Below are 16100 nucleotides of genomic sequence, written 5' to 3' on the forward strand. Positions count from 1 at the left end.
GAGAATGATTTCAGTAGATAATTTATCACTCAAATTTGGCAAAAGGACACTTTTCGACGAAGTATCCCTGAAGTTCAACCCAGGCAACTGCTATGGTGTAATCGGGGCTAATGGCGCAGGAAAATCAACTTTTTTGAAAATCCTTTCTGGAGAAATGGAAAGTACCAGCGGTGGGATCAGCATCACTCCTGGTCAACGTATGGCTGTTTTGAGCCAAAATCACTTCGGCTTTGATGAGGTGGAAGTGCTGAAAACTGTCCTCATGGGGCATAAGACGCTGTATGCCATTATGGAGGAAAAAGACGCCATCTACATGAAGGAGGATTTCTCTGAAGAAGATGGGCTTCGAGCGTCTCAATTGGAGGCTGACTTTGCTGAAATGGACGGCTGGAATGCAGAATCGGATGCTGCTGCTCTTCTCTCTGGCTTGGGTATCACCGAGGATTTGCATTACATGCAAATGAAAGACTTGGCCGGTAATCAGAAAGTACGAGTATTGCTAGCTCAGGCACTTTTTGGAAATCCCGATATCCTGATTCTCGATGAGCCTACCAACGATTTGGACGCAGCGACCATCGAGTGGTTGGAAAACTTCCTACTTGATTTCAAAAACTTGGTGATCGTAGTGTCTCACGATAGACACTTCCTGGATGCTGTTTCTACCCATATCGTAGATATTGACTTTGGGAAAATCAAGATTTACTCTGGTAACTATACCTTCTGGTACGAATCTTCTCAGCTCGCACTGAAGCAAAGATCTGATTCCAACAAGAAGGCTGAGGATAAGAAAAAGGAATTACAGGCATTTATCGACCGATTCTCTGCTAACGTCGCTAAGTCTAAGCAGGCCACAGCTCGAAAGAAGATGATCGAAAAGTTGAACATCGACGAGATCGAGCCTTCCATGAGAAAGTACCCTGGCATCATTTTCAAACCTGAAAGAGAAGCCGGAGATCAGATTTTCATGACCGAAAATCTGGAGTTGAAAGCTGATGGAGTTACGTACTTCACCGATGTAAATCTGATGGTGGACAAAGGTGATAAAATCGCCTTTATCTCTAAGACCAAGCAGGCCGTCAATAAATTCTTCCAGGTAATCATGGAGGATATCCCAGCATCCAAAGGGAGCTTCAAATGGGGTGTAACGATCAACAAAGCGTATTTACCAAATGACAATTCGGAGTACTTTAAATCTGATCTTTCGCTGATCGATTGGTTGAGACAGTTCTCTGGCAATCAGGAAGAAGCTTACGTGAGGACTTTCTTGGGAAGGATGCTTTTCACAGGAGAAGAGTCTTTGAAAAAGTGCTCCGTGCTATCAGGAGGGGAAAAAGTACGCTGTATGATCTCCAAGATGATGCTGCAGAATCCAAACCTTCTCGTGATGGACGAACCTACCAATCACTTGGACCTGGAATCCATCACTGCATTTAACAACGCAATTATCGATTACACCGGCACGGTATTGATGTCCTCCTATGACCACGCCTTTGTACAATCTTCTGCCAACAGAATCGTGGAATTCACTCCAAATGGCACCATCGATAGAAGGATGCCTTACGACGATTACTTGGAAAGTGAGGAAATCAAAGCCTTGCGTGAGAAAATGTACGCAACTAAGTAACCTCATATAGTTGCTACTGACCGCAATCATAATCTATCTGGCGATCACCATCGCCGTAGGGGCATGGGCTTCCAAATTCGTAAAGGGATCGAATGACTTTGTCTTGGCAGGTCGTTCGCTCCCTTTATTTCTTTCCGCCTCTGCCCTCTTTGCCACCTGGTTTGGTTCTGAGACTATATTCGGAGCTTCATCTGTTTACTTGGAAGAAGGACTTCAAGGAGTGATCGAAGATCCATTTGGCGGGGCGCTTTGTCTGGTACTATTTGGGATGTTTTACCTACGTCCTATGTACCGAATGGGTGTGCTGACGATTGGCGATGTTTTCAAAAAAATCTACGGCAAACAAATTGAATTCCTATCCACAATTTTCATGGTGCCGGTTTTCTTTGGTTATGTCGCCGCGCAACTGGTCGCATTGAGTTTGTTATTTGGAATAGTCACGGGAATCAGTATTCCTGAGGGTATTCTTATTTCTGCAGGTATAGTCGTCATCTATACTTTCCTGGGCGGTATGTGGGCGATTTCCATCACTGATTTTATTCAGACTATTATGATCGTACTGGGATTGATAGTTGTTGCAGTTTTGGTGACCAAAGACGCAGGTGGCGTGGATGTAATTTTAGCTTCAGCTACCGCGGAGAGCTTCCAGTTTTTCCCAGACGCGGGCTTCGATTCCTGGATAAATTACTTCGGCGCCTGGATAATTATAGGCTTGGGAAGTATTCCCAGCCAAGACATTTACCAGCGGGTGATGTCCGCCAAATCAGAAAAAGTAGCCGTTCATTCCACTTATTTAGCTGGAGGATTTTACCTTACCTTCGGCTTATTGCCTTTATTTATTGCGCTGGGCGCAAAAGCCCTGTACCCAGAACTCTACTTAGAAAACAAACAATTGATGCTGCCATCTATGGTCTTAGCACATGGAGGATTGCCGGTGCAAATCATCTTTTTCGGCGCCTTAATTTCTGCTATCATGAGCACGGCAAGTTCGGGCATGCTTGCTCCGGCAGCACTGATTTCTGAGAATTTAATCAAACCCCTTTTCAAAGACAGACTCACTGACAAGCAACTCCTCTGGACGCTTAGGTTCAGTGTACTCGGAGTGGCAATCTTGGCAGTGTGGATGGCTCTTCAGGATTCCAACATTTACGAGCTAGTAGCCGGAGCTTCTATTTTGATGTTGGTATCTCTGTTCGTTCCCCTCACCACTGGTTTATATTGGAAGAAATCTTCCAAAATCGGCGCTATGCTGGCCATGATCGTAGGAATGCTTACCTATTTGATCGTAGATAGCCTAGAGCCTGAAATCTACTCTCATGTTTATGGATTGGTAGCGAGTGGCATAGCGATGCTAATTGGCAGCCTCCTTTTCCCCAACAAACCCCAAGTCAATCATGAATTATCCTAAAATCATACTCAAACACGGCAAGGAGATTTCCTTGAAAAGAAAGCATCACTGGGTATTCTCAGGGGCTATTTTCCAAAAAGATTCATCGCTAGAAAATGGGCAGCTGGTTTCCGTATTTTCTGCCAAAGATGAGTTTCTGGGAATAGGTCATTTTGCCGAAGGCTCTATCATGGTGAGGATTATTTCCTTTGAAGAAAGAGAAATAGACCAGGATTTCTGGAATGAGAAAATCGCTTCAGCACTTTCCCTGAGAAAAAGCCTGGGACTCACGGACAATGATGAAACCAACGTCTATCGCTTAGTGCATGGAGAGGGAGATTTATTACCTGGATTGATCGTAGATTTTTACAATGGAACAGCGGTGATTCAAGCACATCAACTAGGCATGCATGCACATCTGGCTGAAATAGCCCAAGCAATAAAGAATGCCTATGGGAATCAACTCTCTGGAGTGTATGATAAAAGTGCAGAGACGCTGCCAAAAAACCTGGGGATCACTTCCAATGAATGGGTGCTAGGCGAGCCAAAAACAGATTTGGTACAAGAATATGGGGCGACTTACAAAATCGACTGGGAAAAGGGTCAGAAAACAGGTTTTTTCATCGATCAGCGAGAAAACAGAAAACTTCTCGCAACTTATTCCCAAGGCAAAAAAGTGTTGAACACCTTTTGCTATTCGGGTGGTTTCTCGGTTTTGGCACTGAAGGAAGGCGCATCCGAAGTTCACTCGGTGGATATTTCGCCGAAGGCAATAGAGCTTACAGAAGAAAACGTGGCGCTGAATCCTGAGATTAAAGGAAAACATGAATCCAAGGTTGCTGATGTGGTCAAGTATATCCGTGAAATCGGTGATGATTACGATGTGATAGTCCTGGACCCACCTGCTTTTGCAAAAAATCTAAAAGCAAGACACAATGCTGTCCAAGCTTACAAGCGACTCAATGCTGAAGCTTTAAAGAAAATCAAGTCAGGAGGAATTCTTTTCACGTTCTCCTGTAGCCAGGTAGTGGACAAGGCACTCTTCCGCAACACAGTCACAGCTGCTGCTTTAGAATGTGGAAGAAAAGTGAAAGTCCTGCATCAAGTCACTCAGCCAGCCGATCACCCAGTCAATATTTTCCACCCAGAAACAGAATATCTGAAAGGCCTGGTGCTTTTTGTAGAGTAAAATCAGGGGTTAGACGCAAGAATTAAAGTCTTTTGCCTTATTTTCGTTAACTAATTTATACACATCATGTACACTGGAATACAACATCTACACTCAGGAATTGCCTATCTAGCTTTGCTAGCTTTGGTAGTGGTCATTATTTACATGCTTATCGGCGCCCTTTCCAACCGTGAGTTTACAGAGAAGGATAGGAAAATCGGCTTGATCGCTTTCATACTTTCTCACGTCCAGTTGTTAGTTGGCTTGATCCTGTATTTCATCAGCCCATTGGGATTGGAAATGCTACAATCAGGTTCGGCGATGTCCGATCCAGCGGCGAGGTTACTTGCGCTGGAGCATCCTTTAATTAATATTATCGCGATTATCGTGATCAGCGTAGGCTATATCCGCGCTAAAAAACCAGGAGCATCTCGTGGAAGATTCCGAAGCATCTATATGATGTATGCCATAGGTTTGTTACTTATTCTAAGCAGAATTCCTTGGTCAGTTTGGTTGGGGTAAAAAAGTGATTTGGAGTTTTGGATTTGAGCTTTGAAATTCCTGCCTCTGGTTGTGTCTAACTATCGAATTAATAAACGGGCGGATTTTGATCCGCCCTTTCTTTTTTTCCGCTGTTCGCGTATGAAGAGTGACTTAAGGGTAAATGGTTATTCGTCTCAAGACAAGGATTATTTTACATATGTCGCGATCAATCGCTCGGCACATCTTTCTCCATCCATTGCTGCAGAGACGATTCCTCCTGCATAGCCTGCACCTTCTCCACATGGATACAAGCGTTTGATCTGAATATGTTCGAAAGATTCACGGTCTCGAGGAATACGAACCGGTGAGGAAGTTCTACTTTCCAACCCGATCAATTGGGACTCATTGGTATAGTACCCCTTCATTTTTTGCCCAAAAGCCTTGAATGCCATGGCCAATCTCTCAGAAATAAAATCTGGTAGTACATCCCTCATTTCCACAGATTTCAAACCCGGCTGATAGGAAGTCCCTAACAAACTTGAGCTGACACGTTTTTCCACGAAATCTACCATGCGCTGTGCAGGTGCAACTTGGGTTTTACCTCCAGCTTCCCAGGCTCTTTTTTCTATTTCAGCCTGAAACTCCATCGCTGCTAAGGGGCCAAACTTTTGGTATTCAGGCAAGTCTTCTAGCTCCACAGAGGCCACAATTCCTGAGTTGGCATATTTCCCATCACGGCGACTCGGACTCATGCCATTGACTACCAATTCACCGGGAGAAGTGGCAGCTGGAACAATAAATCCTCCTGGACACATGCAAAAACTAAATACTCCCCGCTGTTTTTTCTTGAATTCAGTCTGGTGAACTAGCGAGTACGCAGATGCAGGAAGGTAAGGTCCCCTATCCAAGCCACAATGGTATTGAATGCTATCAATGAGGTTTTGGCTATGCTCTATTCTCACTCCAAGTGCGAATGGTTTGGCCTCTATGACCATACTTTTTCTATGCAGTAAATGAAAAATATCCCGTGCAGAATGACCTGTAGCGAGTATCACTCCTCTTCCTAGGATTTTCTCTCCAGTCTGAGTTATTACACCCTTCATTTCATTTTCTTCCAAAATAAAATCCTCCACTCTAGTTTCGAAGAGAACTTCTCCACCAAAATTCTTGATACTTCCCCGAAGGTCTTCCACGAGTTTCGGAAGTTTGTTAGTTCCAATATGGGGATGGGCGTCAACCAAGATTTCTTCTGTAGCCCCATGAGCCACGAGGATCTCCATGATCCTGCGGATATCACCGCGCTTTTTGGATCGGGTGTAAAGTTTCCCATCGGAATAAGTACCTGCACCGCCTTCACCGAAGCAATAATTAGAATCGGGATTGACTATGTGCGCTTTGTTGATGGCTGCGAGATCTCTTCTTCGCGACCTTACATCCTTGCCGCGTTCAATAAGAATAGGCTTAACACCTAATTCAATGGCACGCAGAGCTGCAAAAAGACCAGCGGGACCTGCTCCAACTATAATAATTGGATCCTCATTGCCTACGTTTTTATATTCCGGCTGATGGTCTAGAAGAGCAGGAGGAGTTTCTTTGACGAAAAGCTCGGCCTGCACATTCACTTTTACACTTCTGCCTCGAGCGTCTATGGATCGCTTGACTTGTCGCGCAAAAGTATCAGAGACACTTGCTGGAAGACCAGCTTTCTTCCGAACTACTTCCTGAAAAAGGACAGGATCGTAAGCCTCCTCTGGGCTCAACTGTAAGTTGAATTCTTTTTTCATGGGTAAGGTATTTATCCTTAAATGTGAAGGGCAAAGGTAATGCTTTCTGAAATGAGAAGCTTTAAAAGTGATCAGTATTCAATGATCAGTGGCAGTCTTGCCAGCTTAGGAAAAGTGAATTGCGGAAATTTTCGAAATGAAATCGAACTAGGTTGTGAAAAGTAAGACTATCTCAAACCTCCAAAAATTGTCAGATTGAATTAAGACAAAGTCGATTTACAGGTGAAAAAGTGAGTATGGAAAATGTCTTTGAGACACAAATATCTGCTTAGCTGAAATGAGAAATAATAGAATAACCCAAAATATCTTTCCTTTATTATGCAGGCCTAACTGGGAGAACTAAAGAGTGAATTGCTGGGCAATAGCGAATATCAAGGGATCACTCCAAAGCTATTGACCTAATTCAACCGGTCAAGCACCTCAAACCTAGAGGAATTTGAAATAAATTCCGGCACGATAACCTTAAGCTGAGAGACGAGCTCATTTTCTGAGTTTTTGTTGATTAACTCCATGAAAAGCTCAATCTGACCATCGATTTTATGGTAAGAAGAAGGAGGAACCTGGGCAATTTTAATCTTTGGATGGTGCGTGATTTTCACCGTTTCGAAATCATTTAGGAGTTCTTCATAAAGCTTCTCCCCTTCTCTAAGACCTGAAAAAACAATCTTTACGTCTTCATCCACTTTCTTCCCGGATAGTTGAATCATCTTTTTGGCCAAATCATGAATCTTGATAGGCTCTCCCATATCAAAGATATAAATCTCACCACCCTCGCCCATGATACCAGCTTCCAATACCAGCTGGCAAGCTTCGGGAATAGTCATGAAGTAGCGAGTGATTTCAGGATGCGTCACTGTAATTGGGCCACCATGCTGAATTTGCTTTTTGAATAGTGGGATCACAGATCCATTCGATCCAAGCACATTACCAAACCGCGTTGTGATAAATTTAGTATGATAGCTTTTGTGATTTTGCTCTAGGTATTCATTCAAAGCCTGAACATACATTTCAGCAGCTCTTTTGCTCGCTCCCATTACATTAGTAGGATTCACAGCTTTGTCAGTTGACACAAAAACAAACTTGTCAACTTTCGCCAAAACAGAAATATCCGCCAGGATTTTAGTACCCAAAACATTGGAGTGAATAGCTTCCTCAGGGTATTTCTCCATCATTGGCACATGCTTATATGCAGCTGCATGGAAAACAACTTGTGGCTTGTAGGCTTTAAATATTTCTTTGACTTTCTTTTTATTTCGAACATCACCAAGCACAATTTTGATGGGGCAGCTCGGGTGATTTTCCTTAAATTCCTGCTCCACATCATACAGAGCCGACTCTGCAATATCAAATAAAATGAGCAGTTTAGGCTCATAATGGCAAATCTGCCGGCAAAGCTCAGAACCAATAGATCCAGCAGCCCCTGTCACCAAAATAACTTTCCCTTGTATATCCTCATGGATTCTTGGGTTGTCCAGGATGATTTGTTCACGACTTAGCAGATCCTCGATTTTCACTTCTCGGATAGCTCCAGCCGTCAATCCTCCATTAATCCACTGATCTACCGGGGGAACGATGGAAACCGAAATTTTTAATCGGAGACATTCATCTATAATTTCATTTGTACGCTGAACTGTGAGATGTCTTACCGCTATGATCAATTCCGTAATACCAAATTGATTTACCAACTTCTCCAGATCATCTAAACCTTTGTATATACGCTTGCCGTCGATGTTTTTCCCTTCTTTCTTTGGGTCATCATCCAAAAATGCCACGGTGTTAAAAAGGATTTTGCTATCCCGCTTGATAGCTTCCTGTGCTATGATCCCTGCTTCACCGGCTCCGAATATGATACCATTCTTGAGCTCTTTAACCAGAATCCCATTTTTAAGGTACACAAAAAGCTCCTTTACAAGCAGCCTGTAAAAAATCAGCATAAAAAGCGAGGAAAGACTCGCAATAATCAATACTGATGTAGGTAGTAAGTACCTGTCATTTAGGAAATTACCGTGAAAGAAATTGAGTGCTAAAAAGAGAATGAAATTTATGAGAACAGTCTTGAATATATTAGAACCATCTCTGAAACCCGTATGCCGAACAATCCCTTCATAACTCCGGGTATTTTGCATCACCAACAAGCCCCCAACCATAAAGGTAACGCTCCCTGCAAATGCATCATTTTGTTCTATTAGTACCAGTTCAAAATTGAACTTAACCAAATACCCAAATAAGGCGCAGTGAAAAAGAATCAAAGAATCAAGGGTGGCAATTATCCATCGTGGAAGGATTTTCAACCGAGTCAAAAAATTCATAGTAGAAGTATATTCAAATAGTCAAGTTAAAATTACTCTTACTCAAACAACTGATTTAAGTTACAAATTAACCACTTTTCTAGCTTATGCCTAAATTCTAATTAAAATATAACACGATTATTTAGCATTTTTCAAGCTTTGAAAGAATAAAATGTGTGTAGCAAGGAAATTTTAAGTTTCAAAAAATATGAATAGCCGCTTTTTTACCGATAAAGAAGTAAAAGCAATCGAAGAAATATTGACCTTAAAATTTGTGAGCACTTCGGTCATCAGTCTCAAAACCAAACAAGGAAAGAATCTAAATTCCTTAAAATAATAGCAGATAATCCTTTTTAAAAAATCAATTCAATTGGTTTATCCCCCAAACTATCAGCTCTTCTCTAGTAGATTTTGATCACGATTCCCTTTAAACCTCCCCATGGAAACATGACCTTGTTGAGTAACTCCCTTTCCAATAATTACATTAAATAGGGTTTGAAAAAGAATCCGGAGATCTAAGAGAAAGCTTTCATTATCTACATACCAAACATCCAAATTGAGCTTCCTTTCCCAAGAAATAGCATTTCTCCCATTGATTTGCGCCCATCCTGTGACACCAGGTTTTACTTCATGCCTCCTTGCTTGCTGCTCGGAATACAAGACTATATAATCATTCAACAATGGTCTAGGACCCACCAGGCTCATATCTCCCTTTAGTACATTAAGCAACTGAGGTATTTCGTCCAAAGACGTCCTCCTCACCATCATCCCAAAATTAGTAATACGTTCAGAATCGGAAAGTAGCTCTCCTTTTTCGTTTACCAGATCGGACATGGTTTTGAATTTCAAGATCTGGAATGGTTTGTTCCCTTTTCCTGGTCGCAGTTGATAAAAAAAAGGCGAACCCTTATGATGAATAGATAAGACTAACAACAAGAATAAAAAAATCGGCAAAAGAATTAAAAACATCAAAAAGGCCAGAATAATATCCATACCTCGTTTGATTACATTACGATAAATCACCTACTGGAATGTTTTACTGAGTTCATTATGGATCACTTCAACGATTAATTCCTGATCTTCCCGTGTCAAATTGGAGGAACTTGGAAGACAAAGCCCGTTTTCAAATAAACGCTCGGAGAGGCTACCTCCATAATACGGAGTCCTATTGAAAATCGGCTGCGTATGAAGCGGTTTCCATAAAAACCTGCTTTCTATGCCTCTGTTAAATAATGCGTCTTTCAGCTTAGTATTTGAAAATCCAGTCTTCTGTTCATCCACGACTATAGCTGTAAGCCAGTAGTTCGAAAATGAATCGAGTGATTCTGTTTGGAAGTGAATTCCGGGTAATCCTTCTAACAAAGCCCTATAATTCTTGTTTATTGCCCTTCTCCTCTTCACAAACTCATCCAACTGCTCCAACTGCGCAAGGCCTATCGCAGCTGACAAATTATTCATCTTATAGTTGTATCCAATTTCCAAATGGTGGTAAAAAGGCAAATCCTCTCTTGCTTGAGCGGCTAAATGCTTAGCACGCTGAATAAGCGTCGCATCATTAGAAATCAATGCCCCGCCTCCCCCTGAAGTAATAATTTTATTGCCATTGAATGAAAAAACACCAACCTGCCCAATAGATCCACAAGATTTACCATCGTACTTACTCCCTACCGCTTCAGCAGCGTCCTCCAAAACAGGGATTTCATATTTTATTGAAATCTCAAGTATCTCCTTCATTTTGGCAGGCATACCAAATAAATGTACCATTACTATAGCTTTTGGCTTTCTACCCTTGGATATACGACTCAATATCGCGTCCTCGAGTAGTTCTGGGCATATATTCCAGGTATCCTTCTCACTGTCAACAAAAATCGGATTAGCTCCTAGATAAACTATAGGATTAGCAGAGGCGCAAAAAGTGAAGGACTGGCAAATAACCTCATCTCCCGGTCCTATCCCCATCAAAATCAATGCAAGGTGCAACGCTGATGTCCCTGAGTTTAAGGCTACGGATTGATGGGTTTTTAATCTTTTGGTGAGCTTACACTCAAACTTGTTGATGAATTGGCCATGAGTAGCCACATGACCAGAACTTATAGCCTTCTGGGTGTATAAGTTTTCATTACCATTAAATACCGGAAAAGATAAAGGGATGTGAAAAGCCATTCAATAGATATGCTAAGACTGTCAAAATATACGATACAATAATTAAACCACCATATCGCCTCTGTATCAAATAAGACCTCTAAAACCAAACAATTGTTTGTTCGTTAGACTCGAAAAATCAACTTCATAGCCAGTTAACCAAAAAACTCCAATTCATACCTCATTATTTTTGCCTATTTAGTTATTTTTTAAACAATTAATTTTTAGAACCTTATAGAAACGCACAGGAAAATTCAGATAACTATTTTTCCACAATCCTTCTATTTATAAAAGCAACACATACTTCAAACTAAAACATGATGAGGTGAAAAATTTGCCTTCAAAAAAACTTATTTTTTTTCGCAACTTTCAGTCAAACAACAAAAATTGGTATGTGAAGGACTAAAAATATATGAAAAGACTATTTTCTCACCTTCAAAAAACTACCTGTTTCTAACCTTATTTTACGGACATAAAGCCGAGAAAACCTACAAAGTCTAAGGGGTAAAACTGATTTTTTTTGCAATGCTGTTTTTATCAGTAAAGAGGCAAAAGTAAGAGAAGAAATATCAGACTTTAGAATTCAGGTCCGCTTCGGTCACCGGGCTTCGCCCTTCCGAACTGATTGGAAAAGAATTTAAGGTGATTGGCATCATTGCAGATAATCCTATCAAGTTTTAATCACCTTGTAATCTATGCCACTTTGAAAAATTTGGAATTATAGTGATCTTTACCCGCACAGCAATTCTCTACTTTTGAAACTAATATCCAATTCCGATACTCTGTCCGAAAAACGGCAACTTGATCGAAATGCAGGCATTCATCAGGAAGACAATCAGGAAGACAATTTACTTTCCGAAAAACTAAATTGGTATAATCTAAGCATCAAGCGCTTCATTGATCTTTTTTGTTCTATAGGACTAATGCTTGTGATCGGTTGGTGGTTATTTCCGATTGTAGCCCTTCTAATAAAACTTGATTCTCCCGGACCAGTGTTCTACACCCAAAAACGCGGTGGTATTTACAACACCGTTTTCAATTGCTATAAATTTCGATCTATGGCAATCAATGATAAGGAGGATTTGACCCAGGCTACCAGAAATGATCCCAGGGTGACCAAAGTGGGCAGAATCTTGCGAAAAACCAGTATTGATGAGCTGCCTCAGGTCTTCAATGTAATCTATGGCAATATGTCACTCGTGGGACCTCGACCACTCATTTTATCACAGAATGACGAAAATGCAAAGATCATCGAAGGATATAGGAACCGACATCTGGTAAAACCTGGGATTACAGGTTTGGCACAGGCAAAAGGCTATAGAGGTGAGACCGAACTTCCAAATTCCATCTACTTCAGGTACAAGTTAGATATGTATTACATCAAAAATTGGAGTGTAAACTTCGACTTGAAGCTAATCTGGATGACAGCCATAACTATATTTTCTGGCGATGAAAATGCCTATTGACAGCATTTTCCTTTAAAAAATCAACATTAGAAAGTACACCATTATTTGAAATAACTTCCAAGAAAAGTCAGTAAATCCCCGTATAGATTTGACTTTTTTGTATTTCTGCTTTCCTAAGAGTTAAGAGGCAAACCTAACTTAGGAAATATCAAACTTATGAATTGAGGGCCTTTCGGTCAACGATCTTCCGACCTAGCTAATAAAGAAGCTAAGGGGATTGGTACCATTTCGAATATTCCTATTGGCTCTTAACCATACACCTTTGTTCTTTTTACATCCCCTACCTAATCAGTGAAGATCCAAAAGCATTTTAGGTTTTGGGGTAATTCAAAAAATGAGGGCTCTTCGGTCTTCCGTCGCCCTACTTCTGGCAAAAAAACAAAGAATTAAGGCTTTTGGGATCCTGGTGCGGATAACCACACACTTTAAATCAATTCAAATCTATAGGTGAAGACTCCTTGAAATCCTCTTTGTTCAATTTGATTTTAGATTTGGAATGGGGCTTAACAGGTCGAACTTCCAATACCCTAGGCTGCATAGCTACTTTTTTCTTCAGGTACTTAACCGTAATAGTATCCAATCTATAACCAAGGAACATGGAAATTCCCACGATTATTGGTAAAACTAAATTATCCGAAAAATCCCGCATCAAAAATACCAACGCAATAATGCTAAGTTGAAGCCCTCCCAATATCAAAGCCACTTGATCATGCTTCAAACCAATTCTCATCATAAAGTGATGCACATGAGATTTGTCCGGACTCATAGGTTTTTTTCCCTGTGAAATCCTCCTGATAAAAACTCTTCCCATGTCGTATAGGGGGAACATCATTAAAGCCACCCCTGCAGCAAAAGTAGCTTCAAACTTCAAAAATGAATCTTGAGGCAAACCTTCATTGATTTCCATAAAGGCAATAATCAAGGTCCCAAGCGTAAACCCTAAGGTTAGCGACCCGGTATCGCCCATGAAAAGTTTGGCAGGATGCCAGTTGAAAGCTAGAAATGCTAAAACACCTCCAAGAAAGGTGAAGGAAATTAATGCATAACTCTCCACACCCTGAAAGTAAAACCAAGTTCCCAAACAGGCGAATGAGATCACTGCTATAGTTCCTGCCAGGCCGTCTAATCCGTCTATTAGATTAAACCCGTTAGTCAGTGCGAGCAATACGAAACCTGAAAAAAGATAACTAACAACGATATGAAAGTCACCTAGAAAGAGAAAACCATGAAAACCGCGGATTCTCACATCAGCAACAACCACAACGAGCAGAACAGCAACCAATTGACCCAAAAGCTTCCTCGAAGCTCTAAGTGCAACCAAATCGTCTCTCAAACCTACGATGAACATCAATAGAATAGCTCCTAAAATGTAGCGGCTATCGGGAAGTGGAAATTGCCATCCCCAGATGGCCAAAGCAACTGCAGCAGCAATTACAAATGAGATTCCTCCCATAGAAGGAATGAATGAGGAGTGAATCTTTCTTCCCCCTGGATGGTCTCCGATATTGAATCTCTTAAGAAAAGAAATTAAGATGGGAGTAACCAAAAAACCTACCGAAAAGGCAGTAAGCGTGGCATATAAAAAAAACATAATTCACCAGTTTTATGAGATGTAAATTTAGGAAAAAAATAGTGCAATTGCCTTGCCGTTGAAAATAAATTAATAAAATCAAGCTTTTATTAGGCAATTCATTATACAAAAAAGTGAGCATAAAATTATTAGATAGCTATCTGAAAAGCATAAAAGGTACTTCGAAAAAAAGCCAATCATACTAAGCTGAAGAGATAAATTTTAAACAAACCTCAAAATAAACTAAAGAATTTACCCGCTAGTTGTGGCGCGAGTACACAATGTGGCGATTTTCTCCTAGATCTCAGATTTATAGTTTGATGAAAAAGCTTCTAATATAAAGATTCCGAACATTGTACAGCAGAGCCTAAAAAAAAGGCCTGCCAGGTTCTAAAAACTTGGCAGGCCAATTCAATTACTATGAGTAAATTGACTAAACTAATCCTTTGCGATTCTCTACGTCAACCTCTGCGTAACTTTAAGGTTATCCCCCTTACTTATTCCAGAAATAAATCAAACTGGTCTGCGCCAGGAAAGAAGTCAGGTTTTCACCTTTGGGGAAATCAGGAGTACTCTCCGGAGCCAGTTGCCACTGATAGTTACGGGCATGTATGATTTGCAGCTTTGAACTCAGAAGTAGCCTATCAAACTTCTTGTCGTAGAGAAAACCAAGAGAGAGATCGACCCAGGGTTTGCGTTCTGTATCCTGAAGCTGAGCCTTGTAGTAAAAATCTTGATTATTCGCTAAGCGCTCGAGCTGAATACCCATTTTATCAACCCCTTCTACGAGTGAAAACTCCAAAGTCTGAACATTTGATCCTACTCCTATTCCTACGCCAAGAGGCTGTCCATAATTAGTAAAGCCTCTGGCAAGACCGTGTGTATGCCAGGTTGATCCGCCACCTAGCCCTTGATACCTAATGTATCTATTTATAGATTCTTGTTGCTGAGTCATCTCTCCCCTCACCTGAATCATTTTAGAGGCAGTCGGGAGATCAAATAATTGAATAAAGCCAAGAATATATGCTCTTGCATGCTCAGGATTCAGGGTAAATTCCCGCCAATTTAGGGCATGATCCCTTCTACCAAACTCAAAATATAGTTCCGTTTTGGATTTTGGAATCACATACCTTCCAAACACTGAAATCTGTTGATCTTGACCATTGCTATCATTATCAAAACCATAATTTACTTTAGTTATACCTTCAAAAACCGGGAAATAAGCTAAAAAACCTGTTCCCATCGATTCTCTGTATTGTTGGAACGTTCTCGTAAATCCAACAAAAAGTCCTGGAATCCATTTGGGATTATAGGATAACATCAAAGCATTGAGATACCTCCAATCACCGGAAAATGGTCTAAAGTATTCAGAGTTCAGCTCAGGGTATTGTGATGGATCATAGTCGGAATTATTGAGTTTCCCAATGATCAATTGAGTTTCAAAGTTTCCAATTAGCGTTTTAGCAGGTTTTGTTGTGTTCAGAGTTAAATGAGGAAAGCCAGGCGCATTGTTCGAAAATGTCAATGCATTAAACTGTCCAGGTCCCCACCAGATATTTTCAGTAGCTGCTCCTATTTCAAAAGCTCCGTATTGGAAGGATAACTTTGATTGACCCCACCAAGGATTAACTACCCAGCCCGCACCAAATCGTTCAGGGAAATCTCCTCTATTCCAATAAACATATTTACTCGATATTTCTGTGTTGGTGAATTGATCTAGTTTGGTTTCAAATCCCTTATTCTGAGCCAATGCAAGTTCTGGCCGCAAGGTTAAATTGATAAACTTGTATTTCACTTCAACTCCTCCAGAGAAATAAGTCTGAAAACCAGGATTGGGAATCATTCCATTATCACCCCAACCAAAAGGTCTTTTGGAACTGATACGGGTTGTATTTATAATTGGCGATAGCCGAATAGAAATATCGCTATCGACCAGCTTCTCTGAGAAAGGATATAGGCTTGAATCTGCTAAAATTGGTCTGAGTAAGAATGAGATAGGCTGATTAAGAGAATCAAGTAATTGGCTTCGCCTGGCATTTTCCTCCAATGAGTAAAAATTTGATGGAATACTTTGGCAAAAACCTTGAGCTATGCCAAAAGAAAAAATAAAATAAAAAAAAAACAGATTCATCAACCTATTTAACGATACAGAAACTAAGCAGTACCTCATAAAAATGAAAGAAACATA

General features: G+C 40.8%; 11 protein-coding genes. 5 read left to right on the top strand and 6 right to left on the bottom strand.

The features are described 5' to 3' along the window. Nucleotides 1-4: 4 nt before the first annotated feature. The 4 genes from ABJH64_RS12085 to ABJH64_RS12100 all read left to right on the top strand — a co-directional run bounded on the left by ABJH64_RS12085 (nucleotide 5) and on the right by ABJH64_RS12100 (nucleotide 4701). On the top strand, nucleotides 5-1624 hold the full coding sequence (locus ABJH64_RS12085) for an ATP-binding cassette domain-containing protein (RefSeq protein WP_348275807.1): 1620 nt from the start codon (nucleotides 5-7) through the stop codon (nucleotides 1622-1624). Between the two features lie 10 nt (nucleotides 1625-1634). Next, nucleotides 1635-3032, top strand: a complete 1398-nt coding sequence (locus tag ABJH64_RS12090; protein WP_348275808.1) for a sodium:solute symporter family protein — start codon at nucleotides 1635-1637, stop codon at nucleotides 3030-3032. Next, the gene (locus tag ABJH64_RS12095; protein ID WP_348275809.1) at nucleotides 3019-4200 is read left to right on the top strand and encodes a class I SAM-dependent rRNA methyltransferase; all 1182 of its coding nucleotides are present in this window, start codon (nucleotides 3019-3021) and stop codon (nucleotides 4198-4200) included. Before ABJH64_RS12090 ends, ABJH64_RS12095 begins: the two co-directional genes overlap by 14 nt. Nucleotides 4201-4266: 66 nt before the next feature. Continuing rightward, complete coding sequence (locus ABJH64_RS12100; RefSeq protein WP_348275810.1) at nucleotides 4267-4701, top strand: hypothetical protein; 435 nt, start codon at nucleotides 4267-4269, stop codon at nucleotides 4699-4701. Nucleotides 4702-4868: 167 nt separating this feature from the next. On the opposite strand, the gene ABJH64_RS12105 is transcribed toward ABJH64_RS12100, so the two are convergent. The 4 genes from ABJH64_RS12105 to ABJH64_RS12120 form a co-directional block, all read right to left on the bottom strand. After that, entirely contained in the window at nucleotides 4869-6446 is a 1578-nt protein-coding gene (locus tag ABJH64_RS12105; protein WP_348275811.1) for an FAD-dependent protein, read from the bottom strand. Between the two features lie 398 nt (nucleotides 6447-6844). Then, complete coding sequence (locus tag ABJH64_RS12110; RefSeq protein ID WP_348335334.1) at nucleotides 6845-8755, bottom strand: nucleoside-diphosphate sugar epimerase/dehydratase; 1911 nt, start codon at nucleotides 8753-8755, stop codon at nucleotides 6845-6847. A gap of 369 nt (nucleotides 8756-9124) precedes the next feature. Beyond that, nucleotides 9125-9727, bottom strand: a complete 603-nt coding sequence (locus tag ABJH64_RS12115) for a sugar transferase (protein ID WP_348275813.1) — start codon at nucleotides 9725-9727, stop codon at nucleotides 9125-9127. A 30-nt stretch (nucleotides 9728-9757) separates the two neighbouring features. Beyond that, on the bottom strand, nucleotides 9758-10897 hold the full coding sequence (locus ABJH64_RS12120; protein ID WP_348275814.1) for a DegT/DnrJ/EryC1/StrS family aminotransferase: 1140 nt from the start codon (nucleotides 10895-10897) through the stop codon (nucleotides 9758-9760). A gap of 734 nt (nucleotides 10898-11631) precedes the next feature. Between ABJH64_RS12120 and ABJH64_RS12125 the strand changes: the two genes are divergently transcribed. Further along, nucleotides 11632-12342 (top strand): sugar transferase, encoded by a 711-nt coding sequence (locus ABJH64_RS12125; RefSeq protein WP_348275815.1) that lies wholly within the window; start codon nucleotides 11632-11634, stop codon nucleotides 12340-12342. 430 nt (nucleotides 12343-12772) lie between these two features. Here ABJH64_RS12125 and ABJH64_RS12130 read toward each other — a convergent pair whose 3' ends face one another. Both ABJH64_RS12130 and ABJH64_RS12135 read right to left on the bottom strand, forming a co-directional pair. Beyond that, entirely contained in the window at nucleotides 12773-13933 is a 1161-nt protein-coding gene (locus ABJH64_RS12130; protein WP_348275816.1) for an MraY family glycosyltransferase, read from the bottom strand. A 472-nt stretch (nucleotides 13934-14405) separates the two neighbouring features. Beyond that, on the bottom strand, nucleotides 14406-15959 hold the full coding sequence (locus tag ABJH64_RS12135; protein ID WP_348275817.1) for a capsule assembly Wzi family protein: 1554 nt from the start codon (nucleotides 15957-15959) through the stop codon (nucleotides 14406-14408). Nucleotides 15960-16100 lie beyond the last annotated feature (141 nt).

It is taken from the genome of Algoriphagus sp., assembly GCF_039969895.1.
Taxonomy (GTDB): domain Bacteria; phylum Bacteroidota; class Bacteroidia; order Cytophagales; family Cyclobacteriaceae; genus Algoriphagus.

Coding starts and splice junctions, on each gene's coding strand:
- ABJH64_RS12105 (WP_348275811.1), bottom strand. CDS start 6,446: ATGAAAAAAGAATTCAACTTACAGTTGAGCCCAGAGGAGGCTTACGAT.
- ABJH64_RS12120 (WP_348275814.1), bottom strand. CDS start 10,897: ATGGCTTTTCACATCCCTTTATCTTTTCCGGTATTTAATGGTAATGAA.
- ABJH64_RS12095 (WP_348275809.1), top strand. CDS start 3,019: ATGAATTATCCTAAAATCATACTCAAACACGGCAAGGAGATTTCCTTG.
- ABJH64_RS12100 (WP_348275810.1), top strand. CDS start 4,267: ATGTACACTGGAATACAACATCTACACTCAGGAATTGCCTATCTAGCT.
- ABJH64_RS12085 (WP_348275807.1), top strand. CDS start 5: ATGATTTCAGTAGATAATTTATCACTCAAATTTGGCAAAAGGACACTT.
- ABJH64_RS12130 (WP_348275816.1), bottom strand. CDS start 13,933: ATGTTTTTTTTATATGCCACGCTTACTGCCTTTTCGGTAGGTTTTTTG.
- ABJH64_RS12110 (WP_348335334.1), bottom strand. CDS start 8,755: ATGAATTTTTTGACTCGGTTGAAAATCCTTCCACGATGGATAATTGCC.
- ABJH64_RS12115 (WP_348275813.1), bottom strand. CDS start 9,727: ATGGATATTATTCTGGCCTTTTTGATGTTTTTAATTCTTTTGCCGATT.